Annotated in this window: 22 protein-coding genes and 2 pseudogenes; 14 read left to right on the top strand and 10 right to left on the bottom strand. The window is 73.6% G+C overall.

Features of this window, described 5'->3' with window-relative positions:
• The first annotated feature begins 22 nt into the window (after positions 1-22).
• Complete coding sequence (gene clpX / locus ACWDZ4_RS17010; RefSeq protein ID WP_451509186.1) at positions 23-1,330, top strand: ATP-dependent Clp protease ATP-binding subunit ClpX; 1,308 nt, start codon at positions 23-25, stop codon at positions 1,328-1,330.
• Positions 1,331-1,503: 173 nt separating this feature from the next.
• Entirely contained in the window at positions 1,504-2,283 is a 780-nt protein-coding gene (locus tag ACWDZ4_RS17005) for a VOC family protein (RefSeq protein WP_451509185.1), read from the top strand.
• A 152-nt stretch (positions 2,284-2,435) separates the two neighbouring features.
• Here the strand turns inward: ACWDZ4_RS17005 and ACWDZ4_RS17000 are convergent.
• Positions 2,436-2,492: pseudogene (locus tag ACWDZ4_RS17000) on the bottom strand (DUF2087 domain-containing protein); the annotation flags it as partial.
• Positions 2,493-2,737: 245 nt separating this feature from the next.
• Positions 2,738-4,165 carry a dihydrolipoyl dehydrogenase family protein gene (locus tag ACWDZ4_RS16995; RefSeq protein ID WP_451509184.1) on the bottom strand — a complete coding sequence of 476 codons (1,428 nt, stop codon included), beginning with the start codon at positions 4,163-4,165 and terminating at the stop codon, positions 2,738-2,740.
• A 117-nt stretch (positions 4,166-4,282) separates the two neighbouring features.
• Between ACWDZ4_RS16995 and trxA the strand changes: the two genes are divergently transcribed.
• Positions 4,283-4,678, top strand: a complete 396-nt coding sequence (gene trxA, locus ACWDZ4_RS16990; protein WP_451509183.1) for a thioredoxin — start codon at positions 4,283-4,285, stop codon at positions 4,676-4,678.
• Positions 4,679-4,775: 97 nt separating this feature from the next.
• On the opposite strand, the gene ACWDZ4_RS16985 is transcribed toward trxA, so the two are convergent.
• From ACWDZ4_RS16985 to ACWDZ4_RS16975, 3 genes are read right to left on the bottom strand one after another with little or no spacing between them, the layout of a single operon-like run.
• Positions 4,776-6,212: a benzaldehyde dehydrogenase gene (locus ACWDZ4_RS16985; protein ID WP_451509182.1), complete on the bottom strand. Its 1,437-nt coding sequence runs from the start codon at positions 6,210-6,212 to the stop codon at positions 4,776-4,778.
• A 32-nt stretch (positions 6,213-6,244) separates the two neighbouring features.
• Positions 6,245-7,432, bottom strand: coding sequence for a 4-hydroxybenzoate 3-monooxygenase (locus ACWDZ4_RS16980; RefSeq protein WP_451509181.1), 1,188 nt, complete (start codon positions 7,430-7,432; stop codon positions 6,245-6,247).
• Between the two features lie 4 nt (positions 7,433-7,436).
• A complete protein-coding gene (locus ACWDZ4_RS16975) occupies positions 7,437-8,621 on the bottom strand; it encodes a thiolase family protein (RefSeq protein ID WP_451509180.1) in 1,185 nt (394 codons plus the stop codon).
• A gap of 128 nt (positions 8,622-8,749) precedes the next feature.
• Between ACWDZ4_RS16975 and ACWDZ4_RS16970 the strand changes: the two genes are divergently transcribed.
• Positions 8,750-10,471, top strand: coding sequence for an IclR family transcriptional regulator domain-containing protein (locus ACWDZ4_RS16970; protein ID WP_451509179.1), 1,722 nt, complete (start codon positions 8,750-8,752; stop codon positions 10,469-10,471).
• A gap of 238 nt (positions 10,472-10,709) precedes the next feature.
• On the opposite strand, the gene ACWDZ4_RS16965 is transcribed toward ACWDZ4_RS16970, so the two are convergent.
• Positions 10,710-11,114 carry a winged helix-turn-helix transcriptional regulator gene (locus tag ACWDZ4_RS16965; RefSeq protein ID WP_451509178.1) on the bottom strand — a complete coding sequence of 135 codons (405 nt, stop codon included), beginning with the start codon at positions 11,112-11,114 and terminating at the stop codon, positions 10,710-10,712.
• Positions 11,115-11,250: 136 nt separating this feature from the next.
• Here ACWDZ4_RS16965 and ACWDZ4_RS16960 point away from each other — a divergent pair, with 136 nt between their 5' ends.
• Positions 11,251-12,111: an SDR family oxidoreductase gene (locus ACWDZ4_RS16960; RefSeq protein WP_451509177.1), complete on the top strand. Its 861-nt coding sequence runs from the start codon at positions 11,251-11,253 to the stop codon at positions 12,109-12,111.
• Between the two features lie 59 nt (positions 12,112-12,170).
• A complete protein-coding gene (locus ACWDZ4_RS16955) occupies positions 12,171-12,815 on the top strand; it encodes a DsbA family oxidoreductase (protein ID WP_451509176.1) in 645 nt (214 codons plus the stop codon).
• A gap of 183 nt (positions 12,816-12,998) precedes the next feature.
• On the opposite strand, the gene ACWDZ4_RS16950 is transcribed toward ACWDZ4_RS16955, so the two are convergent.
• Positions 12,999-14,060, bottom strand: a complete 1,062-nt coding sequence (locus ACWDZ4_RS16950; protein ID WP_451509175.1) for a LacI family DNA-binding transcriptional regulator — start codon at positions 14,058-14,060, stop codon at positions 12,999-13,001.
• Positions 14,061-14,139: 79 nt separating this feature from the next.
• Here ACWDZ4_RS16950 and ACWDZ4_RS16945 point away from each other — a divergent pair, with 79 nt between their 5' ends.
• A complete protein-coding gene (locus tag ACWDZ4_RS16945) occupies positions 14,140-15,468 on the top strand; it encodes an MFS transporter (protein ID WP_451509174.1) in 1,329 nt (442 codons plus the stop codon).
• A 39-nt stretch (positions 15,469-15,507) separates the two neighbouring features.
• Complete coding sequence (locus ACWDZ4_RS16940) at positions 15,508-16,203, top strand: alpha/beta fold hydrolase (protein ID WP_451509173.1); 696 nt, start codon at positions 15,508-15,510, stop codon at positions 16,201-16,203.
• Positions 16,204-16,292: 89 nt separating this feature from the next.
• Here ACWDZ4_RS16940 and ACWDZ4_RS16935 read toward each other — a convergent pair whose 3' ends face one another.
• Both ACWDZ4_RS16935 and ACWDZ4_RS16930 read right to left on the bottom strand, forming a co-directional pair.
• Entirely contained in the window at positions 16,293-17,351 is a 1,059-nt protein-coding gene (locus ACWDZ4_RS16935) for a glycosyl hydrolase family 18 protein (protein WP_451509172.1), read from the bottom strand.
• 102 nt (positions 17,352-17,453) lie between these two features.
• Positions 17,454-18,344, bottom strand: a pseudogene (locus tag ACWDZ4_RS16930) (TIGR02452 family protein).
• A gap of 178 nt (positions 18,345-18,522) precedes the next feature.
• On the opposite strand from ACWDZ4_RS16930, the gene egtA reads away from it, so the two are divergent.
• The 5 genes from egtA (at position 18,523) to ACWDZ4_RS16905 (ending at position 23,388) form a co-directional block, all read left to right on the top strand.
• The gene (egtA, locus tag ACWDZ4_RS16925) at positions 18,523-19,800 is read left to right on the top strand and encodes an ergothioneine biosynthesis glutamate--cysteine ligase EgtA (protein WP_451509171.1); all 1,278 of its coding nucleotides are present in this window, start codon (positions 18,523-18,525) and stop codon (positions 19,798-19,800) included.
• Positions 19,797-21,173, top strand: a complete 1,377-nt coding sequence (egtB, locus tag ACWDZ4_RS16920) for an ergothioneine biosynthesis protein EgtB (protein WP_451509170.1) — start codon at positions 19,797-19,799, stop codon at positions 21,171-21,173. Before egtA ends, egtB begins: the two co-directional genes overlap by 4 nt.
• The gene (gene egtC, locus ACWDZ4_RS16915) at positions 21,173-21,928 is read left to right on the top strand and encodes an ergothioneine biosynthesis protein EgtC (RefSeq protein ID WP_451509169.1); all 756 of its coding nucleotides are present in this window, start codon (positions 21,173-21,175) and stop codon (positions 21,926-21,928) included. The genes egtB and egtC overlap by 1 nt, the downstream gene beginning before the upstream one ends.
• Positions 21,925-22,890, top strand: coding sequence for an L-histidine N(alpha)-methyltransferase (gene egtD, locus ACWDZ4_RS16910; RefSeq protein WP_451509168.1), 966 nt, complete (start codon positions 21,925-21,927; stop codon positions 22,888-22,890). Before egtC ends, egtD begins: the two co-directional genes overlap by 4 nt.
• Before the next feature lie 282 nt (positions 22,891-23,172).
• Complete coding sequence (locus ACWDZ4_RS16905) at positions 23,173-23,388, top strand: dodecin (protein WP_069925839.1); 216 nt, start codon at positions 23,173-23,175, stop codon at positions 23,386-23,388.
• Positions 23,389-23,462: 74 nt separating this feature from the next.
• Here ACWDZ4_RS16905 and ACWDZ4_RS16900 read toward each other — a convergent pair whose 3' ends face one another.
• On the bottom strand, positions 23,463-23,954 hold the full coding sequence (locus tag ACWDZ4_RS16900; RefSeq protein ID WP_451509167.1) for a phosphatase domain-containing protein: 492 nt from the start codon (positions 23,952-23,954) through the stop codon (positions 23,463-23,465).
• 79 nt (positions 23,955-24,033) lie between these two features.
• Between ACWDZ4_RS16900 and ACWDZ4_RS16895 the strand changes: the two genes are divergently transcribed.
• Positions 24,034-25,056 (top strand): MsnO8 family LLM class oxidoreductase, encoded by a 1,023-nt coding sequence (locus ACWDZ4_RS16895; RefSeq protein ID WP_451509166.1) that lies wholly within the window; start codon positions 24,034-24,036, stop codon positions 25,054-25,056.
• Positions 25,057-25,061: the final 5 nt, after the last annotated feature.

The following is a 25,061-nucleotide window of genomic DNA, read 5'->3' as shown; positions in this document are numbered from 1 at the left end:
CGAGAGCGAGGGAGGTTTCCGAGTGGCACGCATCGGTGACAGCGGCGACCTGCTGAAGTGCACGTTCTGCGGGAAGAGTCAGAAGCAGGTCGAGAAGCTCATCGCGGGCCCCGGCGGGATCTGCATCTGCGACGAATGCGTCGGTCTCTGCAACGAACTCATCGCGGAGGACCCGGACGGACCGGCCGGAGGCAGCGGGCCGGCAGAGCCGCCGACACTCCGGGAGATCCACGCCTTCCTCGACCAGTACGTCGTCGGGCAGGACGGCGCCAAGAAGGCGCTCGCGGTGGCGGTCCACCACCACTACAAGCGCATCGGCGCGGCGGCCGGCGGACAGGAGGGGGTGGAACTCGGCACGTCCAACATCCTGCTGATCGGCCCGAGCGGATGCGGCAAGACGTACCTCGTCCAGACCCTCGCCCGGATGCTCGACGTCCCGTTCGCCATCGCGGACGCGACGGCGCTGACGGAGGCCGGATACGTCGGCGAGGACGTCGAGGACATCCTGCTGAAGCTGATCCGGGCCGCCGACTTCGACGTCCGGAAGGCCGGGACCGGAATCATCTACATCGACGAGATCGACAAGATCGCCCGGAAGAGCGAGAACCCGTCGATCACGCGCGACGTGAGCGGTGAAGGCGTGCAGCAGGCGCTCCTGAAGATCCTGGAGGGCACGGTCGCGAACGTGCCGCCGCAGGGCGGCCGCAAACATCCGCAACAGGAGTTCATCCCCTTCGACACGAGCAACGTGCTGTTCATCGTCGGCGGCGCGTTCGCCGGTCTGGAGCGGATCATCGAGCAGCGGACCGGCCACCAGGGCATCGGGTTCGGCGCTCCGGTCCGTACCACCGAGAAGGACCGGGAAGCGGACCGGGAGGAGCGGGACCCCTTCGCCGGCGTCATGCCCCAGGACCTGCTGAAGTTCGGACTGATCCCGGAGATCGTCGGCCGGCTCCCGATGGTGTCGGCCGTGCAGCCGCTGGACCGGGCGGCGTTGGTACGGATCCTCACCGAGCCGCGCCACGCGCTGGTCCAGCAGTACCGGCGGCTGTTCGAAATCGACGGCGTGGAACTGGAGTTCACCGAGGACGCCCTCGGCGCGATCGCCGACCGGGCGCTGCTGCGCCGTACCGGCGCCCGGGCTGCGCGCACCGTCCTCGAAGAGATCCTGCTCGACGTGATGTACGAGGTGCCGAGCCGGGACGACGTGGCCCGCGTCGTGGTGGACCGCGACACCGTACTCGGCCATGCCGCCCCGGCGCTGGTGCCCCGCGCGCGGCCCGGCCACGAGCAGGGCCGGGAACCGGACCGCCGCGACCGGACCGCCTGACCACCGAACCGCCTGACCACCGGCCTGCCCGTCCGCCGGCCTGCTGGTCCATGCGGATGAAACCGAATCTCCGCGCATGCGATGGCTGAAGCCCCGTGGAGGCGATCGGCAAGGGTGGCAGGTGCTCCGTCGACACCCCGCGGGAAACCTCCAGAGAGGCAGGGCGCCCCACCATGCCCAGCACTGACTTCGTCACCGGATCCCCCACCTGGCTCGACCTCGGCAGCCCCGACACCTCGGCAGCCGCCACGTTCTACGGCCAGGTCTTCGGCTGGGAGCTCCGGTCGGGCGGCCCCGACGCCGGTGGGTACGGCTTTTTCCAGCAGGACGGCAAGACGGTCGCCGCCCTCGGGCCGCTGACGGAGGAGGGGGCGGGTTCCACCTGGACGGTGTACTTCCGGACACCCGACACCGATGCCACGGTCAGGGCGGCCGAGCAGGGTGGCGGGACCGTCCGCGTGGAGCCCTTCGACGTCATGGACGCCGGACGGACGGCCTGTCTGACCGACCCGGGCGGCGCGGAGTTCGCCGTATGGCAGCCGGCCGCCGTCAAGGGGCTGGAGAAGGTCTCCGGCGACAACAGCTTGTGCTGGGCCGAGCTGCACACCGGTGATCCGGCGGCCGCCCTCGGCTTCTACGGCTCGCTGTTCGGCTGGCGTTCGCAGGAGATGGAGGCGCCGGGCATGACGTACACCGTGCTCTCCACCGCCGGAGGCGACCAACAGGAAGCGTCGTTCGGCGGCGTCGCCCCGCTCCAGAGCGAGTCCGGGGAGGCGCGCTGGATTCCGTACTTCGCCGTGGAGGACGTGGACGAGACCGTCACCCGGTCCCGGGCGAGTGGCGGATCGGTCGTCATGCCCGCCGCGGACGTCCCGGACGTCGGCAGGATCGCCTGGCTCGCCGATCCCTTCGGCGCGACCTTCGCCGTCCTCAAGCCCGCACCCCCGGCCTGACGTCCGGGCCCTGCCCCGGGGACGGTACGACCGGCTACCGGGCCCGCCGGTAGCCGGTGCCGTCCTTGGGGCGGTCCGGCAGGCCCCCCGGCCAGGTAGCGGCGCGGCGCCGAACAGTCTTCGTGCACCGTGAGCAGCGCCTCGCTGACCTCGCGCTCGCTGTACGCCCGGTCCCGCTCGAACAGGGTCTCCGCCAGGTGTACGAGCAACTCCTCGCGGCGGGCCGTCCTCCGCGGGATCGCCGTCAGCCGCCCCCCGGGAGAAAAGAGCGGCCACCCCGGCCGCGCCGGTCGTCCCGGCCGTCCCGGCCACCCTCTGCGAACCGCTGGTTCTGTTGTCGGACATGACCGGCAGCCTCCCCACCGGCCCGGCCACCGGGCAACCCGTTCTCACGGCGGGTGCCCGGCCCCGCCGGCCCGCCCGCTCGGACCGGGACCCGCGGACTCAGCCGTACTCAGCCCCGGTACGTCTCCAGAAGCCGCAGCCACACCTCGCTGATCGTCGGGTACGCCGGAACCGCGTGCCACAGGCGGGCGATCGGGACCTCCCCCGCCACCGCCACCGTGGCCGAGTGCAGCAGTTCGGCCACCCCCGGGCCCACGAAGGTGGCGCCGAGTACGATCTCGCGGTCCAGGCCGACGACCATGCGGGCGCGGCCCCGGTAGCCGTCGGCGTACAGCCCGGCGCCCGAGACCGACGCCATGTCGTAGTCCACGGCCCGCACCCGGTGGCCCGCCGCTTCCGCCTGCGCGAGGGTGAGGCCGACCGCGGCCGCCTCGGGGTCGGTGAAGACGACCTGGGGTACGGCGGCGTGGTCGGCGGTGGCGGAGTGGGCGCCCCAGCGTGCGGTGTCCACGGGCTTGCCGTGGGCCCTGGCGGCGATGGCGTCGCCCGCCACGCGTGCCTGGTACTTGCCCTCGTGCGTCATCAGCGCCCGGTGGTTGACGTCCCCCACCCCGTACAGCCAGTCGCTGCCCTCCACCCGGCAGCTGTCGTCGACCGCCAGCCAGGAACCGGGCTTCAGTCCGACCGTGTCCAGGCCGATGTCGTCGGTGCGCGGGGCGCGGCCGGTGGCGAAGAGGATCTCGTCGGCCTCGATCCGTTCGCCGTCGTCGAGGACGGCGGTGACCGGGCCGTCGCCGCCGTCGCGCTCGACGGAGGCCACCGAGGCCCCGGTCCGTACGGTCGCGCCCGCTTCCGTCAGTGCCCCGGCGACCAGCTCGCCCGCGAAGGGCTCCATGTTCGCCAGCAGGCCCGCTCCGCGTACGAGCACGGTGACCCGGGAGCCGAGCGCCTGCCAGACCGTGGCCATCTCCACGGCGACCACTCCCCCGCCGACGATCACCAGCCGGTCGGGTGCCTTGCCCGCGCTGGTCGCCTCGCGGCTGGTCCAGGGGTTCGCGCCGGCCAGTCCCGGCAGGTCGGGGACCAGGGCCCGAGTGCCGGTGCACACCGCCACCGCGTGCCGCGCCGTGAGGGTGTACCGCTCGCCCGAGGGTGGCTCGACGGTCACCTGCCGGGGGCCCGCGAGCCGGCCCCTGCCGCGGTGGACGTCCGCTCCGACCGACTCCAGCCAGCCCGCCTGGCCGTCGTCCTTCCAGTTCGACGCGTAGTAGTCACGGTGTGCGAGCACCTCGGCGACGTCGAGGGGGCCCCGCACCGCCTCGCGCAGCCCCGGGACGCGGCGCGCGTCGGCGCGTGCGGTCACCGGGCGCAGCAGCGCCTTGCTGGGCATGCAGGCCCAGTAGGAGCACTCGCCGCCGATCAGTTCGTTCTCCACCACCGCCGTGCTCAGCCCGGCGGCCCGGGCGCGGTCCGCGACGTTCTCGCCGACGGGCCCGGCTCCGACCACCACGACGTCGTACTCCACAGCATTCGTCATAGGCGCAGTCTGGTGCGAGGTGTGCGCCGTGGCCAGCCGGGCAGGCGGAATACGGCGAGCCCGCATGCCGTTGTGCGGGGACGGCTTCGCCCGCCATGCCAGGAAGAGGAGCACACCATGTCCACCGTCGAGCTCACCAAGGAAAACTTCGACCAGGTCGTGAGCGAGAACGACTTCGTCCTCATCGACTTCTGGGCTTCCTGGTGCGGTCCCTGCCGGCAGTTCGCACCCGTCTTCGAGAGTGCGTCCGAGCGCCACCAGGACCTCGTCTTCGCCAAGGTCGACACGGAGGCCCAGCAGGAACTGGCCGCGGCCTTCGAGATCCGCTCGATCCCGACCCTGATGATCGTGCGCGAGAACGTGGCGGTGTTCGCCCAGCCCGGCGCACTGCCCGAGGCGGCGCTCGAGGACGTGATCGGGCAGGCCCGCAAGCTCGACATGGACGAGGTCCGCAAGTCCGTCGAGGACGCGAAGCAGGCCCAGGGCGGGCAGGACGCCCGGGAAGCGGGCTGAGGCGCGCCGGAACGTACCGAAACGGAGAAGGGCCCGGCCGCATGCGGCAGGGCCCTTCTCCGTACGGCGGGTACGGGGGCGGGGCGCTCCCGCAGCCCTAGAAGGGGTGGTCCGCCGGTTCGCGGCGTACCGTCGTCCAGCGCAGCTCGGTGAACGCCTCCAGGTTCGCCTCGCCGCCGAAGCGCGCCCCCGTGCCGGACGCGGCGACGCCGCCGAAGGGCGCGACCGCCTCGTCGTTGACCGTCTGGTCGTTGATGTGGGCGATGCCGGTGGGGATACGGTCCGCGAGCCGCACCCCGAGCGCGGTGTCGCGGGTGACGATGCCCAGGGAGAGGCCGTACGGGCTCGACGACGCCAGGGCCGCGGCCTCGTCGAGGGTGGTGAAGGAGCGGACCGGTGCGACCGGGCCGAACACCTCCTCGGCGTACGCGGGGGTGTCGTCGCCGACGCCCGCCAGCACGGTGGGCCGGTAGAAGAGGTCGCGGTGCGTGCCGCCCGCCACGAGCTTCGCGCCGCTCGCCGTGCTGGCCTCCACCAGGCCGTGGATCTTGGCGAGTTGGGACCGGTCGATGATCGGGCCCAGGTGCACCTGCTCGCGGTGCGGGTCGCCGACGGCCAGGGACTCGGCCTTGGCGGCGAGCCGTTCGACGTACTCCTCGTAGAGCGAGGCGTGCACGAGGTGGCGGCCGGTGGTCATGCAGATCTGGCCCTGGTGGAAGAAGGACCCCCAGGACGCCTGGGCGACGGCGCCTTCGAGGTCGGCGTCCTCCAGTACGACGAGGGCGGAGTTGCCGCCCAGTTCCAGGTGGGCGCGCTTGAGCGCGCGCCCCGCGGCCTCCCCGACCGCGCGGCCCGCTTCCGTGGACCCGGTGAAGGAGACGACCGGTACGCCCGGGTCGGCGACGAGCGCCTGACCGGCCCCGGCGCCGCCGGGCAGGACGTGCAGCAGGCCCTCGGGCAGTCCCGCCTCGGCGAACACGGCGGCCAGGCAGAGGCCGCCGCAGACCGCGGTACGGGGGTCGGGCTTGAGCAGAACGGCGTTGCCCAGCGCGAGAGCGGGGGCGACGGAACGTATGGAGAGGATCAGCGGGGCGTTGAAGGGGGCGATGACGCCCACCACCCCGGCCGGAACCCGCTGGGTGTACGACAGCCGGGGCGCCTCGCTGGGCAGTACCTGGCCGGACGGGCGGGAGGCCAGGGCGGCGGCCTCGTAGCACTCCTGGGCGGCGACGTGGAGTTCGAAGTCGGCCTTGCCGGGTACGGACCCGGATTCCCGTACGAGCCATTCCCGCAGCTCGTCGGCGTGCGCGGCGAAGAGGTCGCCGGCGCGGCGGAGCACGGCGGCCCGCCGGAGGTGCGGTGTGCGGGCCCAGGCCGCCTGCACGGCCCCGGCGGTCCGGGCGGCCGTACCGACGTCCTCGGCGGTGGCGAGCGTGACACGGCCGAGCGTTTCGCCCGTGGCGGGCTCGACGACGTCCGACTCACCGCCCGAGAGCCGGACGGGCTGCCAGGTCTTGGGGTCGAGCAGGGGCATGCGGATCTCCAGTCGCTCGGTCGTGCGGACGCTCAGTCGAGGGGAAGTCCCGTGTAGTTCGCGGCCAGTTCCGCGGCGGCGGGCCGGGAGGCCGCGAGACGGTGCAGCCGTGCGAGATGCACTCGGCTGTCGAACGCGCTCCCGCTTGGTTGACTGTGCAACATCGTAGTCATGTCGTACGAGAAACGGGTGGCCTGCCACACCCGCCGCAGGCACAAGTCCGAATAGGAGTCGAGGAGTTCGTCCGATCCGGTGCGGTGGTGGTGGGTGAAGGCACGAGCCAGGACCTGTACGTCGGAGACCGCCAGGTTGAGCCCCTTGGCGCCGGTGGGCGGCACGATGTGCGCCGCGTCCCCGGCCAGGAAGACCCGTCCGTAGCGCATCGGCTCGGTGACGTGACTGCGCATCGGCGTCACCGACTTCGAGGTGATCGGGCCGCGCGCCAGGCTCCAGTCGCCGTCGACCGCGAAGCGCCGGTCGAGCTCGTCCCAGATCCGCTCGTCGGACCAGTCGGCGGGGTCGGTGCCGTTGGGGACCTGGAGGTAGAGACGGGAGACGCTGGGCGAGCGCATGCTGTGGAGGGCGAAGCCGTCCTCGCCGCGTGCGTAGATCAACTCGTCGCAGGACGGCGGGACATCGGCGAGGATGCCCAGCCAGGAGTACGGGTACGTGCGCTCGTACGTACGCCGGACCGCGTCCGGGACCGCCGCGCGCGCGATGCCGTGGAAGCCGTCGCAGCCGACGACGTAGTCGCACTCCAGGGTCTGCTCGCGGCCGTCGTGCGTGAAGCGGACGGCGGGGCGGTCGGATTCCGGCTTCTCGACGGCGAGGGCCTCGGCCTCGAAGAAGAGGGGCGGCCCTTCGGTGAGCTGGAGGGCGATGAGGTCCTTGACGACCTCGGTCTGGGCGTACACCGTCACCGACCGGCCGCCGGTCAGCTCGGGGAAGTCGACGCGGTGGCTCCGGCGGTCGAAGCGGAGCTCGATGCCGTGGTGCACGAGCCCCTCGGTGTCCATGCGGGCGCCGGCGCCGCAGGCGCGCAGGGCGTCGACGGTGCCCTGTTCGAGGATCCCGGCGCGCTGGCGCTGTTCGACGTACGCGCGGGTCCTGTTCTCCAGGACGACGCAGTCGATGCCGGCGTTGTGCAGCAGCCGGGCGAGGAGCAGCCCGGCCGGGCCGGCGCCGATGATTCCTACGGCGGTGCGGAGGGTGGGGGACATCGGTTCAGCGCTCCAGTACGAGTGCGAGGCCCTGGCCGACGCCGATGCACAGCGCGGCGAGGCCGGTGCCCGAGCCCGCGGCGGCGAGCTGGTGGGCGACGGATCCGGCGAGGCGGGCGCCGGAGGCGCCGAGCGGGTGGCCGACGGCGATGGCGCCGCCGCGCGGGTTGACGACGGCGGGGTCGAGGTCCGGCCACTCGGCGAGGCAGCCGAGCGACTGGGCGGCGAAGGCCTCGTTCAGCTCGAAGGTGGTGAGGTCGGCGAAGGACCTGCCCGCCTTGGCGAGCGCCCGCCGGACCGCCTCGACCGGCCCGAGGCCGAAGAGCTGCGGCTCGATGCCGGTGACGGCGGAGGTGCGGATACGGGCGAGCGGCTCGCGGCCGGTGGCGCGCAGACCCTCCTCGTCGACGATCAGGAGCGCGGCGGCGCCGTCGTTGAGGGGCGAGGCGTTGCCCGCCGTGACGCTGCCGGTCTTGCGGAAGACGGGCTTGAGCTTCGCCAGCGCCTCCATGGTCGAGCCCTCGCGGATGCACTCGTCCCGGGTGAGGTCCACGCCGTCGTACGGGACGACCTCCCCGTCGTACAGGCCCTCGGACCAGGCGCTGGCCGCCTTCTGGTGGCTGGCGAGGGCGAAGGCGTCCTGCTGCTCGCGGGTGATGCCGTGCTGGTCGGCGATGAGCTCGGCGCCCTCGCCGAGCGGGACGGTCCACTCGTCGGGCATGCGGGGGTTGGTCATGCGCCAGCCGAGCGTGGTCGAGTACAGCTCCTGGTGAGCGGCGGGGAAGGCGCGCTCGGGCTTCTGGAGCACCCAGGGGGCGCGGGACATGGACTCGACGCCGCCGGCGATGGCGACGGAGGCGTCGCCGAGCGCGACGGCGCGGGCCGCCTGGATGACGGCTTCGAGGCCCGAGCCGCAGAGGCGGTTGACGGTGACACCGGGGACGGAGACGGGGAGTCCGGCGAGCAGCACGGCCATCCGGGCGACGTCCCGGTTGTCCTCGCCCGCGCCGTTGGCGTCGCCGAAGTAGACGTCGTCGATCCTGGCCGGGTCGAGACCGGGCGCGCGGGCGACGAGCGACTTGACGACGTGTGCGGCGAGGTCGTCGGGGCGTACGGAGGAGAGAGCGCCCCCGAACTTGCCGATCGGGGTACGGACGGCGTCGACGATGTAGACGTCGCGGATGCTCATCGGGTCTCTCCGGAGTCGTAGGGTGATCACTGTGCGGTGTTCGCAGAATGAACTATCGTTCACATCTGATCCCGCCCGAGTCTCTGCGGAGCGTCGTCCGCTGTCAACGGTCCGCCAGGAGGAATCCCATGCCGAGTGCCCCACCGAGTGCGGCCGGGAGCGCTGCCGCGAGCGCCGCGTCGCCCGTCGGTCCGGCCGCCGAACCGGCCGCCGGGTCCGTCGCCGAGCCGGTCGGTCCGCTGGAGCGCGGGCTCGCCGTGCTGCGCGCCCTGTCCGCGCCCGGCACCGGCGACCGGATGCGGCACAGCGATCTCGTACGGTCGACGGGCCTGGCCCGCTCCACGGTCGACCGGGTCGCGTCCACCCTCGACCGGCTCGGCCTGGCGCGCAGCGACGGGCGCGAGGTGGCCCTGGCGCCCCGGCTGATGGAGCTGCCCGGCGCATACCTGGCGGCGTGCGGGATTCCGGCGGCGCTCGGGCCCGCGGCGGAGCGGCTCGCGGACGAGTTCGACGAGTCGGTGTCGGTGGCGGTGCCGGACGACGGGGTCGCGGGGGTGCGCTTCGTGCTCCAGACGACGCGGCAGCGCACCATGTCGCTCGCCTTCCGGATCGGCGATCTGCTGCCCGCCGAGCGGTGCGCGCCGGGCGCGCTGTTCGCGGCGGAGTGGGACGCGCGGGGGTGGCGGGCGTGGCGCGAGCGGCGGGCCTCGGACCCGCTGGACGCGGGGTTCGCGGCGGTGCCGCCGCTGCGCGGGCCGCGGGGCCGGGAGGACTTCGAGCAGCGGGCGGCGCGGGCGGGCGTGGACGGCTGGGCGGGCGACGACCAGCTGATCGAGCCGGGCCTGGTGGCGGTCGCCGTGCCCGTACGCGACGGAGCGGGGCGCACGGTGTGCGCGGTGAGCGTGGTCAGTCACACCAGCCGGCACACCCTGGAGTCGCTGCGCGAGACCGTACTGCCCCGACTGCGCGCGGTGCGCGGCGCGTTGGAGGCGGCGCTGGCGGCGCCACGTCCGGCGGCGGAGGGCGCGCCCGCACGGGACACCTCGCTGGAGGCCAAGCGCGAGCTGGGTCCCGGCTTCCTCCAGTCCCTGGCGCGCGGGCTCGCCGTACTCGGCTCGCTCGGCGCCGACCGGGGCGACGGGATGGCACTGACGACGGTCGCCGGGGCGACCGGACTGGCCAGGGCGACGGCGCGACGCTCGCTGCTCACCCTGGAGCAGCTGGGGTACGTCGCCTCCGACGGACGCCGGTGGCGGCTGCTGCCGCGCGTGCTCGAACTGGGCTGCGCCCGTCTCTCCGGGCTGGGGCTCGCGGAGATCGCCCAGCCTCATCTGGTCGCACTGGTACGGCGCGTGCACGAGTCCGCGTCGCTGGCGGTGCTCGACGGCGCCGACATCCGGTACGTGGCGCGCGTCCCCACGGTGCGCATCATGAGCGTCAACATCACGGTGGGTACACGCTTTCCGGCGTACGCGACATCCATGGGCCGGGTGCTGCTGGCGGGCCTGGCGCCCGGCGAGCGGCCGCCGCTGCCGGAGGTGCTGCCGGCGCTGACCCGGCACACCGTGACCTCGCCGGCCGAACTGGGCCGCGTCATCGAGCGGGCGGCGGCCGACGGGCACACCCTGGTGGACGAGGAGCTGGAGGAGGGGCTGCGCTCGCTGGCGGTGCCGGTGCGGGACGGGCAGGGGCGCGTGGTGGCCGCGGTGAATGTGGCCCGGCACGCGGGGGACGGGACGCCGGAGGAGATGCGGGAGGCGTTGCTGCCGGCGTTGCGGGAAGCGGCCGCCCTGATCGGGGCGGACCTGCGGGCACTGGGCACGGCGGGCCGGGCGGCACCGCCGCTCTGACTCCGGCGCCCCCGCGGAGCCGTTCCCGCTTCGGGGACATCGGTCGCGATGGGCCGTCGCGAGGTTCGCGCCGAGGCGGCTCGGGCGCCGGACGGTGCCCATGTTCCGCTTACGAGAAGTGCGGGTTCGGGCTCACCACGCCCGCCTCGGCCGGCATGCACCGCACCCCCCGAGGTGCCTGCCGCGCCTTGCGGGTCGCCGGGCGGGGCGGGCGGCCGGAGCGGTCGGCGCGGCGGGGTCACGCCGACGTGGTGGCGGTGTGCTCCTCCCGGGAGGCGAGGACTGCGGGCATGCTGGCCTCGATGTGGCCGATGAAGGCCATGAGGTGGTCGGCCGTGGTCTCGCCCAGGGGCGTGAGGGAGTAGTTGACGCTCGGGGGCATCGCGGTGAGGACCTCGCGGCTGACGAAGCCGTCGCGCTCCAGGGCCTGGAGCGTCTGGGCGAGCATTTTCTCGCTGACCCCGTCGACGCGCCGGCGCAGGGCGTTGAAGCGCGCGGGCCCCTTGCGCAGGCCCGCGAGGACCAGGACGCCCCAGCGGCCCGTGAGGTGGTCCAGTACCTGACGGGAGGGGCAGTGCTTGGCGAAGACGTCGAACTCCGGCGCGGCCGCCCGGCGCTCGTCCTCGGTGGACAACTCGTTCATGAATGCCTCCTTCACGTTTACGTTACCTCGAACACAGTGCGGCGTAAAAGTTGGCACTAACTTTTAGTTAGCGTACGGTCGGTGGAGCCGCCGGGATGCCGCCCGGCCCGTCCCCCCGCACCCGAAGGAATCCGTCATGATCGTTGTCACCGGTGCCACCGGACAGTTCGGCCGCCAGGTCGTCGAGCACCTGCTCCGGCGCGGTGTGCCCGCCGACCGGATCGCCGCGGCGGTCCGCACCCCCGCCAAGGCGGCGGACCTCGCCGCCCAGGGCGTCGAAATCCGCCTCGCCGACTACGGGAAGCCCGAGACCCTCCTCACCGCGTTCGCCGGCGCCGACAAGCTCCTGCTCGTCTCCTCGACCGGCCCGGACGGCACCCGTATCACCCAGCACCGCGCGGCCGTCGACGCCGCGGCCAAGGCCGACGTCGGCCTGATCGCCTACACCTCGGTCACCGGAGCCCCCACCAACCCGCTGGGCCTGGCGCGAGTGCACCGCGACACCGAGCAGGCCATCGCCGACTCCGGCCTGCCCGCGGTGCTGCTGCGCAACGGCTGGTACACCGAGAACTACACCGCAGCCCTCCCCGACGCCGTCGCGCGCGGCGCCATCGCGGGCAGCGCGGGCCAGGGCCGGATCGCCTCCGCCACCCGCGCGGACTTCGCCGAAGCCGCCGCCGTGGTCCTCACCCGCGACGACCAGGCCGGAAAGGTCTACGACCTCACCGGTGACGCCGCCTGGTCGCTGCCGGAGTTGGCCGCCGAGAGCGCCGCGCAGTCCGGCAGGCCGGTCACCTACGCGGACCTGCCCGCCGAGCAGTACCGGCAGATCCTCGCCGGGGCCGGTCTGCCCGGCTTCGTCACCGACCTGCTCGTCGACGCCGACGTGCAGGTCTCCCACGGCGCACTGGCCGGCGTCACCGCCGACCTGAGCGGGCTCCTGGGGCGTCCGACCACACCGCTGACCACCGCCGTCACCCAGGCCCTCGCGGCCTGACACCCGCCGTACAGCACAGCACCCCCGCCTCCCGCACAGACGCAAGGAGCAGCAGGACCATGCGCGTAGAGATCTGGGGCGACATCGTCTGCCCCTGGTGCTACATCGGCACCGCCCGCTTCGAAAAAGCCCTGGCCGGCTTCGAACACCGCGACCGGGTCGAAGTCGTCCACCGCTCGTTCGAACTCGACCCCGGACACGACAAGGCGCACGTCGAACCGGTGCACAGAATGCTGGCCCGCAAGTTCGGCCCCCAGGGCCCCGGCATGGACCAGCAGGCCGCGAGAACAGCGGCCGGCGAAGGGCTCGCCTACCGCACCGACCGCCAGGTCGGCAGCACCCTGGACGCCCACCGCCTCCTGCACCTCGCCCAGGCGCACGGTCGCCGGCACCAATTGCTGGCCCTGATGTCCGAGACCAACTTCGCCCAGGCGCGGACCGTCTTCACCCCCGACGCCCTCCTCGGCCTGACCACCCGCGCCGGACTGGACCACAACGACGCACGCAGCGTTCTCGACGACCCCGACGCCTACCTCGACGCGGTACGCGCCGATGAGCGGGAAGCCGCCCGGCTCGGAGCCACCGGTGTCCCCTTCTTCGTCATCGACCGCCGTCTCACCCTCTCCGGAAGCCGGCCCGTCGAGGCATTCGCCCAGGCCCTGAGCACCGCGTGGTCCGAGCGCCCCCTCGCCCCGGACGCGTAACCGGGGCGCGCCCGGCGGGCACCGCGCGGGGACAGCGGGGCCTCGGGTCCTGAGCGGGAGCGACAAGGCCGTCGCCGGTCACCTCGGCCCCGTCGGTTCAGGTGCTCAGCGCCGACGGCCGTACCTGCACCTGCACGCGTACCTGCACCGATGTTTCCCAGGGCCGTGGCACAGCCGACGGGCTCAGCTGGATTCCCGGGGGATCGCGTGCGCCGCCATCAGGTCGTGGCGTTCCACCTCGGCGTCCGGGTCGCGGACCGACCGGTCGACCAGCTCCGCTATCTGCTGCCCCGTCGGCAGCTCGATGCGGACCGTGCTCAGCCGCGGCCGCAGCAGCCTGCCCAGCAGCAGGTCGTCGGCGCCGACCACCGCGCACTCCCCCGGTACGTCGATGCCCTCGTCCTGGAGCGCCCGCATCAGCAGCTGCGCGTACTCGTCGTTGTACGCGTAGACCGCGTCGAGGCCGAGTTCGCGCCAGCCCGCGGCGAGTTCCGCGGCGGACTCCTCGTCGTACGCCATCGTCAGCGGCTCGACCCGGGCGCCGGGCCCGGCGCCGGGGCCGGCGCCGCTGCCGTCCGCACCCGCGTCCGTCACCGCCTTGCGTACGCCCGCCAGGCGCGGCCGGGAGAACAGTTCCAGCCCCGGTTCGGCGGGGACGATCACGCCGATCGCACGCCGGCCCCGCTCCAGCAGGTGCGCGGCCGCCACACCGCCGACCGTGCGCTGGTCCATGACCAGGGCGTGCGCGCCCTCCACCCGCTGCGGGCCGAGCGTGATGACGGCCTTGGCGCCCGAGCGCTTGAGGATCCGCACACCGTGCGGGCCGAGCGCGGTCTCGCCCAGGGAAAGGACCGCCACGGGGCGCAGTTCCGCCCAGGCCCGGGCCGTCTCGTCGGCGCCCAGGCCCAGGCTGCCGTACTGCACGACCGTGTAGTCCAGCGCCCGCAGGGCCCACTGGACCTCGTTCAGGAACCGGCTGTAGAGGGGGCCGACGGGCACGTGCGCCGTCGGCAGCAGCACCATCCGGCTGTGCCCGGCCCGTAGGTTGCGGGCGGCCGCGTGCGGGACGTACCCCAGCTCCTCGGCGGCCTCGCGCACCCGTCGGCGGGTCGGCTCGCTGATCCGCACCGCCTCGGTGTTGTTCAGGACGTACGAGACCGTGGCGCGCGAGACCCCGGCCAGGCGCGCGACATCGGTGCTGGTCGGGACGGGATTGTCGGCGGACTGCTTCGGCGTCTGACTCATCGCGTCCGGCATCTTTCCAGATCGATGTGGAGCAAGGTCTGGCGGATGGCCCGAATCGAGTGCTACACCATGCTCACACGTGTCACTGACACGTGTCATCACCTTCATCCACCCACCTCTCTCGACACTCCTCATGGAGGGCAGCGTGGCTTCTTCCTGCCCCGGCGCCGGCACTGACGCCGGCACCGGCACGTCCCGGCCCGGCCCCACTCCCCCGCCCCGGCCGAGCCGCGGGCTGCTGCCCCTGCTCCTGGCCGGCAACACCGCCATGTACACGCTCTACATCGGTGTCGGCGGCGTACTCCTCGCCCTCCAGGTCGAGGACGCCGGCCCGGCGGACAAGGTGACCAACCTCGGCGTCGTCGCCGGCGTCGCCGCGATCTTCGCGACCGTCTTCAACCCGGTCGCCGGCGCTCTCTCGGACCGCTCGGGACGCCGGAACCCCTGGATACTCGGCGGCGGCCTGCTCGCCGTCCCCGCGATGTTCCTGCTCGGCAGCGTGCACACGGTCCTGATGATCACCATCGCCTGGTGTCTCGGCCAGGCCGTCATGAACGTCTACCAGGCCGCCCTCACCTCCGTCGTCCCCGACCGCGTCCCGGTGACCGCGCGCGGCAGGGCCTCCGCCGCCGTGGGTCTCGGCCTGCCCCTCGGCAGCACCCTCGGCGCGCTGATCGGCGCCGCGTTCTCGGACGACCACCGCACCGGCTACCTGGTCTTCGGCGCGCTCGTCGCCGCCTCGGCCGTGCTGTTCACCGCCTGCGCGCCGGAACAGCGGATGCCCGTCCGTCAGTCGCTGCCCGTACGGGAACAACTGGCCGCTTTCGCGGGGGCCCTGAAGTCGCACGACTTCCGCTGGGCCTTCGTCGGCCGCGCCCTGCTGGTCCTCGGTCACTTCGCGGTGAACGGCTTCCTCCTCTACATCGTCAAGGACCACACCGCCCTGCCCGCCGGGCTGGAGCCCGAGGACGCCGTGGCGGTCCTGATGCCGGTCGCCGGCGTGGCCATGATCGTTTCCACCGTCCTCGGCGGATACCTGTCGGACCGCTTCGACCGGCGCAAGCTGTTCGTGGGCGCTTCGGCGACACTGTCGGCCGTCGCCCTCGTCATCCCCGCCGTGTCGGCGAGCTGGGCGGCGATGCTCGCCTTCGCCACCGTCAACGGCCTCGCTTTCGGCTGCTACCTGGCCGTGGACACCGCGCTCGTGACCATGGTGCTGCCCAGGGCCGAGGACGCCGCCCGCGACATGGGCGTACTCAACATCGCCAACGCGGGACCGCAGATCGTCGCCCCGTTCATCGCCTCGATGATCGTCGGCGTCGGCGGGTACACCACCCTCTTCCTCGTCGCGGCGGCGCTCGCGGTGCTGGGCGCGCTCGCCGTACGCCCGATCCGCTCCGTGCGCTGACTCCTCGTCCCGTACCCGTACCACCGGAAAGGCATCACCGTGCGACTCCACACCCGGACCTGGGGCGAGGGCGACCGCCTCGCGCTTCTGGTCCACGGCATCATGGCCGACCACCGCACCTGGCGGCGGGTCGGTCCCGCTCTCGCCGAGAAGGGCTACCGGGTCGTCGCCGTCGACCTGCGCGGACACGGCGCCAGCGGACGCGGCGCGTACACACCGGAGATCTTCGCCGACGACCTGGCCGAGACCCTCCCGGCCGGCGCCGAACTGGCCGTCGGCCACTCCCTCGGCGGCCTCGCCCTGTCGCTCGCCGTGGACCGCCTGCGGCCGGGGCGTGCGGTCTTCTCCGACCCGGCGTGGCACCTCGCGACGGCGGACGAGGGGTTCGGTCCCGAGCTGTTCGCCCGGTTCAAGACGGCGCCCCGGGAGCGGATAGCGGCGATGAACCCCCGCTGGGAGGCGGCGGACATCGACATCGAGCTGGAGACCCTCCGGCTCTGGGACGAGGCGTCGGCGCTCGGCCTGGCCGCACGGTCCGGCGCCGACCTGCTGCCCGCCGCGCCCGTCGTGCCCTCGCTGGTGCAGCTCGCCGACCCGAGCTTCCTCATCGACGCGGCGAAGGCGGCTGTGCTCAGGGAGCGCGGTTTCGAGGTCCGTACGGTCCGGGGCGCGGGCCACACCATCCACCGGGACGACTTCGACGCGTTCATGGCGTCGCTGGACGGCTGGATCTGACAGGTGCGCGGGTACGGGCCGGACCGCTACCGCGGGAGCGGCACCGCGGGAGCGGCCCGGCCCGTGGGCACTGACATACGTATGCCGCCTCAGCCGTCCGCCAGCACCGGCCAGAGATCCGGGTCCTCGAAGTTCAGCGCCCACAAGGCGGTGTGGGTGATGCCGTACTCGCGCAGCACCGGCAGGTGTTCGGCGACGCCGCGCGCGTCCTGGTACCAGACCTCGCGCCGCTGCGAGCCGTCCGAGTAGCTGAAGTGCGGTGTCCGGGACTCCGGGTCGAGGGCGTAGGGCACGCCCTTCGCGCTGCGCAGCGTCTCCGCCTCCTTCCAGGTGACGTGCTCGGCCCGGGCCTTGCCGTCGGCGGGCCAGTCCCAGCCGTACGCGGGGAGCCCGACCTCGATCTTGCCGGCCGGGACCTCCGCGGTCGCGACGCGCAGGATCTCTTCGTACCACTGCGGGGTGGACAGCGGGCCCGGCTTGCCGCCCTTCCAGTGGTAGTCGTACGCCATGATGCGCATCCGGTCGGCCGCGCGGCCGATGGCGGCGTAGTCCCAGATCCGGCCGGTGGTCGCCGTCTTGGGCGACACGGTGATCACGCACTGCTTGTCCACCGCGTGCAGGCCCCGGCAGACGCCCTCGACCAGCTTCGCGTACCCCGCGCGCACCTGCTCGTAGGTGGCGTCACCGGTCGCGGCGATGGTCTCGTAGTCGAGGTCGAGTCCGTCGTAGTCGCGGCTCCCGGCGATTTCCAGAAGGGTGTCGATGTGGGTCGCGCGGTGCGTGGGACTGGTGAGGATCGAGCCCAGCTCACCGGGTTTCATCGTCTCCATCACGGTCGGCACGACCTTGACGCCGACGGCGTGCAGCCCGTCGACGACGCGCCGCTCCCCCGCGCCCGGATGGCCGTCGATCCGCCCGGCCGAGACGGCCTGGTACCAGAAGGGGCTGACGGTGTGCAGCTGCTCGGCGTGGGTCAGGGCATCGCGGTACGCCCCGTCCTGGTCCCAGTAGGGAAGCCAGGCGGAGACGGTACGGGGCGCGGCGGCGCGGCGCGGCTCGGGGTCCGGTCCGGCGGGGGCGGCGGGGGACTGCGCCGCCGTGCCCAGGAGCCCCGCCGCTACGAGGACGCTCAGGATTCGTGTGGCCATGGACCGAGCCTGTGGCCCGGCCGCCGGGTCCGCGCTGCGGACTGGGCCGTCCAGGTCCTGCCCCACCCGGGTGACGGCCCTACGGCTGGAGTTCGGCCCCGGTCACGGTCCCGGTTTCCCTCGTCCGCCCGGCGAAGACCGTGCGGAAGGCGCCTCGCGCGGACATCTCGCGCGTACCGTACGGTCCGGCACCCCGAGGACCACCTCGTCGAAGTGTCCGGAGAAACGGCCTTCCCCGGGAGGTGCGGGTGGAACGCGCCCGCCACGGCGGCGGGATCGTCCATGAGGACGCCGCAGCCCCAGGCGCCCAGCACCAGCCGCCGGTAACCGCACGCGGCGGCCGTCTCCAGGACCCGCCCGGCAGGGGACGCGAACGCGGCCGGGACGCGGTGCGCCCGACCGGGCTCGCGGCTGCGGATCACTCCCGCGCCGGGCGCGGGCGAGGTGAGGAACCCCACGGTGTACGGCGCGGCGAGCAGCGCCGCGGTCGTCGCGGAAGACCGGGACGCCGGGGATGGGGGTCTCCCCTGCTCGAACGGAGCTGAGGGCCTGGGGAAGAATGACCCGGCCGGTGCGGAACGGGCTGCGGCCGGCGCGGTGCCGGGCGTGGAACCCCGGGGCGCGCAGCGTCGCGTACCGCGCGGAGCCCCGGCCCAGCGCCTCCTCCTGCTCCTGGGCGCCGTTCAGGTAACCGCCGCCCGGACTGCGCGCGGAGGCGAAGTCGAGCACGGCGACCGGGCCGGGTGCCGCCCCGGTCGGCCTGCGCGCCGCCTCCGGGCTGCTCTCCCCCGTGGCCTCGGAGACCGTCTTACGGTCTTACGGTCCGTGTCCGGCGTGACGGGGACCGGCCGGGGGGCCGTACGTCCGGGTCCCCGCGCGGGCGGCGGCCGGCGCCTCGCCCCTCGGCACGTCCCGGCCGCCCGGGGCGGCGTAGCGGCCCGTCCGGACGATCTCTCCGGTGTTCCCCGCGATCTGGCGCAACCGCGCACTCACCGGCCGGATCGTCGGTGACCACCGCCCACCGGCGCAACGGGGTTTCCGCGCCCGCCGGGGCGCCCTTGTGCGAGGCGGCGTCTATGGCTTAGGTGGAGTGCGATGCCCGCCCCGGTCCGTCCGGGGCGGGCTCAGGCACGATCCCGGCAATCCCTCCAGTCGATAAGGGGAACAACCCATGCCCACGGGCGACTTCACGCAAGAAGGCCCTCCGGTCACCGAGGCCGGTGCCGAGGCGCTGCTGCGCGGCATCTGTTTCAAAACAGGTCCGCCGCGCACCGTCGGCGTCGAACTCGAATGGTTCGTCCACGAACTCCATCTCCCCGAACTCCCCGTCGAACCCGCCCGTCTCGAAGCGGCGACGACCGCTCTGCGGGCCCTGCCCCTGCTCTCGGCGCTCACCGTCGAGCCAGGCGGCCAGCTGGAACTCAGCTCACTCCCGGCCCCGTCCCTGACCGAGTGCGTCGACTCCGTCTCCGCCGATCTGGACGCCGTACGCGCCGTTCTGCGCTCCCGGGACCTCGGCCTCACCGGTATCGGTACGGACCCCTGGCACCCCCCGAAACGTCTTCTGCGCGAGCCCCGTTACGACGCGATGGAGACGTACTTCGACCGGGCGGGTCCCGCGGGCCGGGCCATGATGTGCTCGTCGGCCTCCGTCCAGGTCTGCCTGGACGCGGGGCACGAGGAGCCGGGCACGCTCGGCCACGGGCGGCGCTGGCGGCTCGCCCACCTCCTGGGCGCCGTACTGTCGGCGGCGTTCGCCAACTCGCCCTTCCACCACCGGCGCCGTACCGGCTGGCGGTCCACGCGTCAGGCCCTGTGGACGGAGATCGAGCCCGGCCGCTCCGCCGCTCCGCCCCTCGACGCGGAGCCGCGCGGCGCGTGGGCGGACCGCGCGCTGGACGCTCCCGTCATGTGCGTCAGGAGCGCGGACGACCGGCCGTGGGACGTGCCGGAAGGGATGTCCTTCCGCTCCTGGATACGTTCCGGGGTACCCCGGCCGCCGACCCGCGCGGACCTCGACTACCACCTGACCACGCTCTTTCCGCCGGTGCGGCCGCGCGGCCATCTCGAACTGCGCATGATCGACGCGCAGCCGGGCGAGGACGGCTGGATCGTTCCGCTCGCCGTGGCCATGGCGCTCTTCGACGACCCGGCGGCCTCGGAGATCGCGTACCGGACCGTCAAGCCCCTGGCGGAGACGGCCGGTTCGCTGCCCGCGCCGCACAACCCGCTGTGGATCAACGCCGCCCGGTACGGGCTGGCCGACGCCGAGCTGCGGGCGGCCGCCGAGGTCTGCTTCGACGCGGCGCTCGACGCGCTGCCCCGGCTCGGCGCGTCCACCGCCGTGCAGTGCGCCGTCGCCGCGTTCACCGAGCGGTACGTCGTGCACGGGCGGTGCCCCGCCGACGATCTGCTCGACCCCGCTCACGGGAAGGACATCCGCGCATGAGCAGCCCCATCGAGGCCACCGGCCACACCGCCGACCCGGAACCGCTGCGCGCCCGCGCCGTCGACGCGCTGCTCCGGGCACGTGAGCGCACCGCCGCGCTCACCGACTGCGTGGACGACGGCGAACTGACCGCCCAGCACTCCCCCTTGATGTCGCCGCTGGTCTGGGACCTGGCGCACATAGGCAACCAGGAGGAGCTGTGGCTGCTGCGGACGGTCGCGGGGCGCGACGCGCTGCGGCCCGGGATCGACTCGCTGTACGACGCCTTCGAGCACCCGCGCGCCGCGCGCCCCTCCCTGCCGCTGCTCGCCCCCGCCGAGGCCCGTGGGTACGCCGCGCAGGTGCGCGGCCGGGCCCTCGACGTACTGGAACGCAGTCCTCTGCGCGGCACCCCGCTGCTGGACGCGGCCTTCGCCTTCGGGATGGTCGCCCAGCACGAGCAGCAGCACGACGAGACCATGCTGATCACCCACCAGCTGCGGCGCGGCCCCGTCGCGCTCACCGCTCCCCCGCCGCCCCGCCCGGCGGCCGTGACGGCCGCCGGCACACCGGACGAGGTCCTCGTCCCCGGCGGCCCGTTCACCATGGGCACCTCCGCCGAACCGTGGGCGCTCGACAACGAGCGGCCCGCGCACCACCGTTTCGTCCCGGCCTTCTTCATCGACACGGTGCCGGTGAGCAACGGCGCGTACCTGCGCTTCATGGCGGACGGCGGGTACACCGACGAGCGCTGGTGGGCGGCCGAGGGCTGGGCGCAGATCCGCAAGCACGAGCTGCGCGCCCCGCTCTTCTGGCGCCGCGAGGGCGGCCAGTGGCTGCGCCGCCACTTCGGGGTGGTGGAGCCCGTACCGGAGGACGAGCCGGTGCTGCATGTGAGCTGGTACGAGGCCGACGCCTACGCGCGGTGGGCGGGGCGACGGCTGCCCTCGGAGGCCGAGTGGGAGAAGGCGGCCCGCCACGACCCGGCGTCGGGCCGCTCGCTGCGCTACCCGTGGGGCGACGCCGACCCCACCCCGGAGCGGGCCAATCTCGGCCAGCGCCATCTGCGGCCTGCTCCGGTGGGGGCGTACGCCGCCGGGGAGTCCCCGCTCGGCGTACGGCAGCTTATCGGCGACGTGTGGGAGTGGACGTCGAGCGACTTCCTTCCCTATCCCGGCTTCGCGGCCTTCCCGTACCGCGAGTACTCCGAGGTCTTCTTCGGCAGCGCGCACAAGGTGCTGCGCGGCGGCTCCTTCGCCGTCGACGCGGTGGCCTGCCGCGGCACGTTCCGCAACTGGGACCTGCCGGTGCGCCGTCAGATCTTCGCGGGGTTCCGTACGGCGCGGGACGCGCCGGACACCCGGGACGTACCGCTGGGCACGGTGATGTCCTGATGTGCCGTCACTTCGCCTGCCTCGGGCCCGAGGTGCCCCTCGGCGACCTTCTGGTGAAACCCGCGCACGGCCTGTACCGCCAGGCGTGGGCGCCCCGCCTCCAGCGGTACGGGACCGTCAACGCGGACGGGTTCGGGGTCGGCTGGTACGCCGAGGGCGACCCGGTGCCGGCCCGCTACCGGCGCTCGGGGCCGATGTGGGCCGACGCCTCCTTCGCCGACCTGGCCCGCGTCGTGCGCTCCGGGGCCGTGCTCGCGGCGGTCCGCGACGCCACGGAGGCGGGCGCGGACGGGGAGGCGGCGGCGGCTCCGTTCGCCGCCGGGTCCTGGCTGTTCAGCCACAACGGCGCGCTCAAGGGCTGGCCCCGGTCGGCGGCGACGCTCGCCGGCGCGCTGCCCGCGGCCGAACTGCTCGCCCTGGAGGCACGGTGCGACTCGGCGCTGGTCTGGGCGCTCGTACTGCACCGGCTGCATGACGGTGACGAACTGGGGCAGGCGCTGGCGGACACCGTCCTGGAGCTGGCGGAGGCCGCCCCCGGATCCCGGCTCAACCTGCTCCTCACGGACGGCGAGGCGGTCGCCGCGACCGCCTGGGGCGACACCCTCTGGTACTACGCGGAGCCGGGCCGCCGCACGGTCGTGGCCTCCGAGCCGTACGACGACGATCCGCACTGGCGCGAGGTCCCGGACCGCACCCTCCTCGCCGCCACCCGCACCGATGTCCTGCTGACCCCGCTCAAGGAGCCCACTGCGTGAGCCCGTTCCTGCTGACCCGCACCCTGCCCGAGGACGCGACGGACGCCGATCTGCGCGCCGACGTGCTGCACGGACTGACCCGCACGACCAAGGTGCTGCCGCCGAAGTGGTTCTACGACGCGCGCGGCAGCGAGCTGTTCGAGGAGATCACCCGGCTCCCCGAGTACTATCCGACGCGCGCGGAGCGGGAGATCCTGATCGCCCGCTCCCCCGAGATCGCGGCCGCCACGCGGGCCCGCACGCTGGTGGAGCTGGGCTCGGGCTCCTCGGAGAAGACCCGCCACCTGCTGGACGCGCTCCTGCCCGGGCTGCACAGTTACGTCCCGGTCGACGTCAGCGAGAGCGCGCTGACCGCCGCCGCGACGGCGCTCCTCGACGAGCGGCCCGCCCTGTCCGTACACGCGCTGATCGCGGACTTCACGCGCGGGCTCGCCCTGCCCGGGACGCCGGGTCCGCGCCTGGTCGCCTTCCTGGGCGGCACGATCGGCAATCTCCTGCCCGACGAGCGCGCGGTGTTCCTCAAGTCGGCGCGGTCGCTGCTGGCCCCCGGGGACGCGCTGCTGCTCGGCACGGACCTGGTGAAGGACGAGGCGACGCTCGTCGCGGCGTACGACGACGCGCAGGGCGTCACCGCCGCGTTCAACAAGAACGTCCTGTCGGTCATCGGCCGGGAGCTGGACGCTGACTTCGACCCGGACGACTTCGACCATGTCGTGGTGTGGGACCGCGGGCACGAGTGGATCGAGATGCGGCTGCGGGCGCGGACCGCGCTGACGGTGAAGATCCGTGAGCTGGGCCTCGCGGTGTCGTTCGAGGAGGGCGAGGAGATCCGCACCGAGATCTCGGCGAAGTTCCGGCGGGAGAGGGTACGCCGGGAACTCGCCGGGGCGGGTCTGGAGCTGCGGGAGTGGTGGACCGACGAGGCGGAGCGTTTTGCGCTGTCGCTGGCGATGGCGGTGTAGCGGAGCGCCGGCGCCTGCGGCGGGCGGATCCCGGGCCCTGGAGGGGCTGGATGGGTACCGCAACCCACTCCGGCCCCTCCGGCGGTTGAGAAGCGGGGCCCGGGGCCCCCACGCGGCGGAGCCGCGAAGTGCCACAGCCGGGAAGGGGGGTGTGGGGGCAGCCCCGCAGGGCACCCGCACCGTGCCAGAAGCCGAACATGCGCCCCGGCGACTGCTGGGGCACGGTGGGAGAAGCGCGCGCCGGGACGCCCCCGCGCCGCCAGGAGCAGAGAAGGAGCCCCCATGTCCGACCACACGTACCGCGTCACCGAGATCGTCGGCACCTCGACGGAGGGCCTGGACCAGGCGATCCGCAACGGCATCGACCGCGCCTCGCAGACCCTGCGCGGCCTCGACTGGTTCGAGATGACACAGGTGCGTGGCCACATCGTCGACGGCCGGATCGAGCACTACCAGGTGGGCCTCAAGGTCGGCTTCCGTCTCGAAGACACGGCGTGACCCACGGGCGGGACCACGCAGGCGTGACCCCGTAGGCGGGAGTACGCGGCCGGGAAGGCGTGGGCGGGAGCGCGTCAGGTACGGCCCTCGCGCTCCTGCGCGTCCTTGAGCGCCGCCGACGTGGCCGCCCAGCGGGCGCGTACGACCCTGAACCCGGCCTGCTCCGCCGCGACGCAGACCAGCTCGTCGTCGTCCACGAGCATCCGGATCTCCCGCCCCTGCGCCGCCAGCCGCTTCAGGATCTCCAGCTTGGTGTGGCGGGCGGGCCGCCGGTCGTCGTCCCGGCGCATCCAGATCCGCCCCTCGGGCAGGTCCTGCGCGGCGAGCCAGGCGAGCGTGTCGCGCCGGCACCGCTCGGGGCGGCCGGTGAGGTAGGCGACCTCGCACTCCCGCGCGCTGTCCAGCACCCTCCGCACCCCCTCGGGCAGCGGAGGGTCGTGGGGCGCCGCGCCGAAGAAGGCGTTCCAGTCCCGCGGCTTGCGCTCCAGGAAGTGCTGGCGGTGCGCCGTGTCGGCGAGCGTCCCGTCCAGGTCGAATACGGCCAGTGGCCTGCTGCTGTGCGTCATCGAGGCACCTTAGGGCGTACCCGGCGGATCTTTCCGCGCCGACCGGGAATCCCCGCGCGGGACAGGCGTTGAAGTGAGGGTGAGCTCAGCGATCGCGCAGACCCGGTTCTCCGTACTCGACCGTTCCCGTACGCGCGAGGCGCACGGCGCACCGCAGGCGCTGCGGGACACGGTGGACCTCGCCCGGCGGATCGAGGCGCTGGGCTACCACCGCTTCTGGGTGTCGGAGCACCACAGCGTGCCCGGCGTGGCCGGTTCCGCGCCGACCGTGCTCGCCGCCGCCGTCGCCGCCGCGACGTCCACCGTCCGGGTGGGCACGGGCGGCGTGATGCTGCCGAACCATCAGCCCCTGGTCGTCGCGGAACAGTTCGGCGTGCTGGAGTCGCTCTTCCCCGGCCGGATCGACATGGGCCTCGGCCGCTCCGTCGGCTTCACCGACGGGATACGCAGGGCGCTGGGCCGGGACAAGAAGGACGCCGGGGATTTCGCCGTCCGGCTGGACGAGTTGCTGGGTTACTTCACCGGCGACCAGAGCGCGCACCCGCAGGTCCACGCCCATCCCGCGGAGGGGCTGCGGATCCCCGCGTTCGTCCTGGCCACGGGCGCCGGAGCGCAGGTCGCGGCGGCGGCCGGACTGCCGCTGGTGATCGCTGCGGCGCGCGGCGAGGACGAGATGCTGCGCGCGATCGACGGCTACCGGGAGGCGTTCCGGCCCTCCCCGTGGGGCGAGCGGCCGTACGTCGTGCTGTCGGGCACGGTGGCCGTGGCCGCGACCTCCGAGGAGGCCGCCCGGATGCTGGTGCCGGAGGCCTGGGCATCGGCGTACTCCCGCACCCACGGGGTGTTCCCGCCGCTCGCGCCCGCCGACGGGATCCTGGCCCGCCCGATGAGCGGCCGCGAGCGGGAGCTCTTCGACGACGCCCGGCGCGGGCACATCCACGGGACGGAGGACGAGGTCGCGGACGCCCTGGAGAAGGTGCTCGGCCGCAGCGGTGCGGACGAGTACCTGGTCGCGACGAGTACGTACGACCGCGGGGCGCTGCTCGACTCGTACCGGCGGCTGGCCCGCCTGGTGGGGCCGGCCGGCGCGGACGCCGCCTAGAATCG

This window comes from Streptomyces sp. NPDC003016 (assembly GCF_053591455.1).
The sequence above is the reverse complement of the archived record's forward strand: the minus strand, read 5'-3'. Positions and strand labels throughout refer to the sequence as shown.

Excerpts from the sequence above, each read along its gene's own strand:
- ACWDZ4_RS17005 (WP_451509185.1), top strand. The coding sequence starts at position 1,504 with ATGCCCAGCACTGACTTCGTCACCGGATCCCCCACCTGGCTCGACCTC.
- ACWDZ4_RS16995 (WP_451509184.1), bottom strand. The coding sequence starts at position 4,165 with ATGACGAATGCTGTGGAGTACGACGTCGTGGTGGTCGGAGCCGGGCCC.
- trxA (WP_451509183.1), top strand. The coding sequence starts at position 4,283 with ATGTCCACCGTCGAGCTCACCAAGGAAAACTTCGACCAGGTCGTGAGC.
- ACWDZ4_RS16985 (WP_451509182.1), bottom strand. The coding sequence starts at position 6,212 with ATGCCCCTGCTCGACCCCAAGACCTGGCAGCCCGTCCGGCTCTCGGGC.
- ACWDZ4_RS16980 (WP_451509181.1), bottom strand. The coding sequence starts at position 7,432 with ATGTCCCCCACCCTCCGCACCGCCGTAGGAATCATCGGCGCCGGCCCG.
- ACWDZ4_RS16975 (WP_451509180.1), bottom strand. The coding sequence starts at position 8,621 with ATGAGCATCCGCGACGTCTACATCGTCGACGCCGTCCGTACCCCGATC.
- ACWDZ4_RS16970 (WP_451509179.1), top strand. The coding sequence starts at position 8,750 with ATGCCGAGTGCCCCACCGAGTGCGGCCGGGAGCGCTGCCGCGAGCGCC.
- ACWDZ4_RS16965 (WP_451509178.1), bottom strand. The coding sequence starts at position 11,114 with ATGAACGAGTTGTCCACCGAGGACGAGCGCCGGGCGGCCGCGCCGGAG.
- ACWDZ4_RS16960 (WP_451509177.1), top strand. The coding sequence starts at position 11,251 with ATGATCGTTGTCACCGGTGCCACCGGACAGTTCGGCCGCCAGGTCGTC.
- ACWDZ4_RS16955 (WP_451509176.1), top strand. The coding sequence starts at position 12,171 with ATGCGCGTAGAGATCTGGGGCGACATCGTCTGCCCCTGGTGCTACATC.
- ACWDZ4_RS16950 (WP_451509175.1), bottom strand. The coding sequence starts at position 14,060 with ATGAGTCAGACGCCGAAGCAGTCCGCCGACAATCCCGTCCCGACCAGC.
- ACWDZ4_RS16935 (WP_451509172.1), bottom strand. The coding sequence starts at position 17,351 with ATGGCCACACGAATCCTGAGCGTCCTCGTAGCGGCGGGGCTCCTGGGC.
- egtA (WP_451509171.1), top strand. The coding sequence starts at position 18,523 with ATGCCCACGGGCGACTTCACGCAAGAAGGCCCTCCGGTCACCGAGGCC.
- egtB (WP_451509170.1), top strand. The coding sequence starts at position 19,797 with ATGAGCAGCCCCATCGAGGCCACCGGCCACACCGCCGACCCGGAACCG.
- egtC (WP_451509169.1), top strand. The coding sequence starts at position 21,173 with ATGTGCCGTCACTTCGCCTGCCTCGGGCCCGAGGTGCCCCTCGGCGAC.
- ACWDZ4_RS16905 (WP_069925839.1), top strand. The coding sequence starts at position 23,173 with ATGTCCGACCACACGTACCGCGTCACCGAGATCGTCGGCACCTCGACG.
- ACWDZ4_RS16900 (WP_451509167.1), bottom strand. The coding sequence starts at position 23,954 with ATGACGCACAGCAGCAGGCCACTGGCCGTATTCGACCTGGACGGGACG.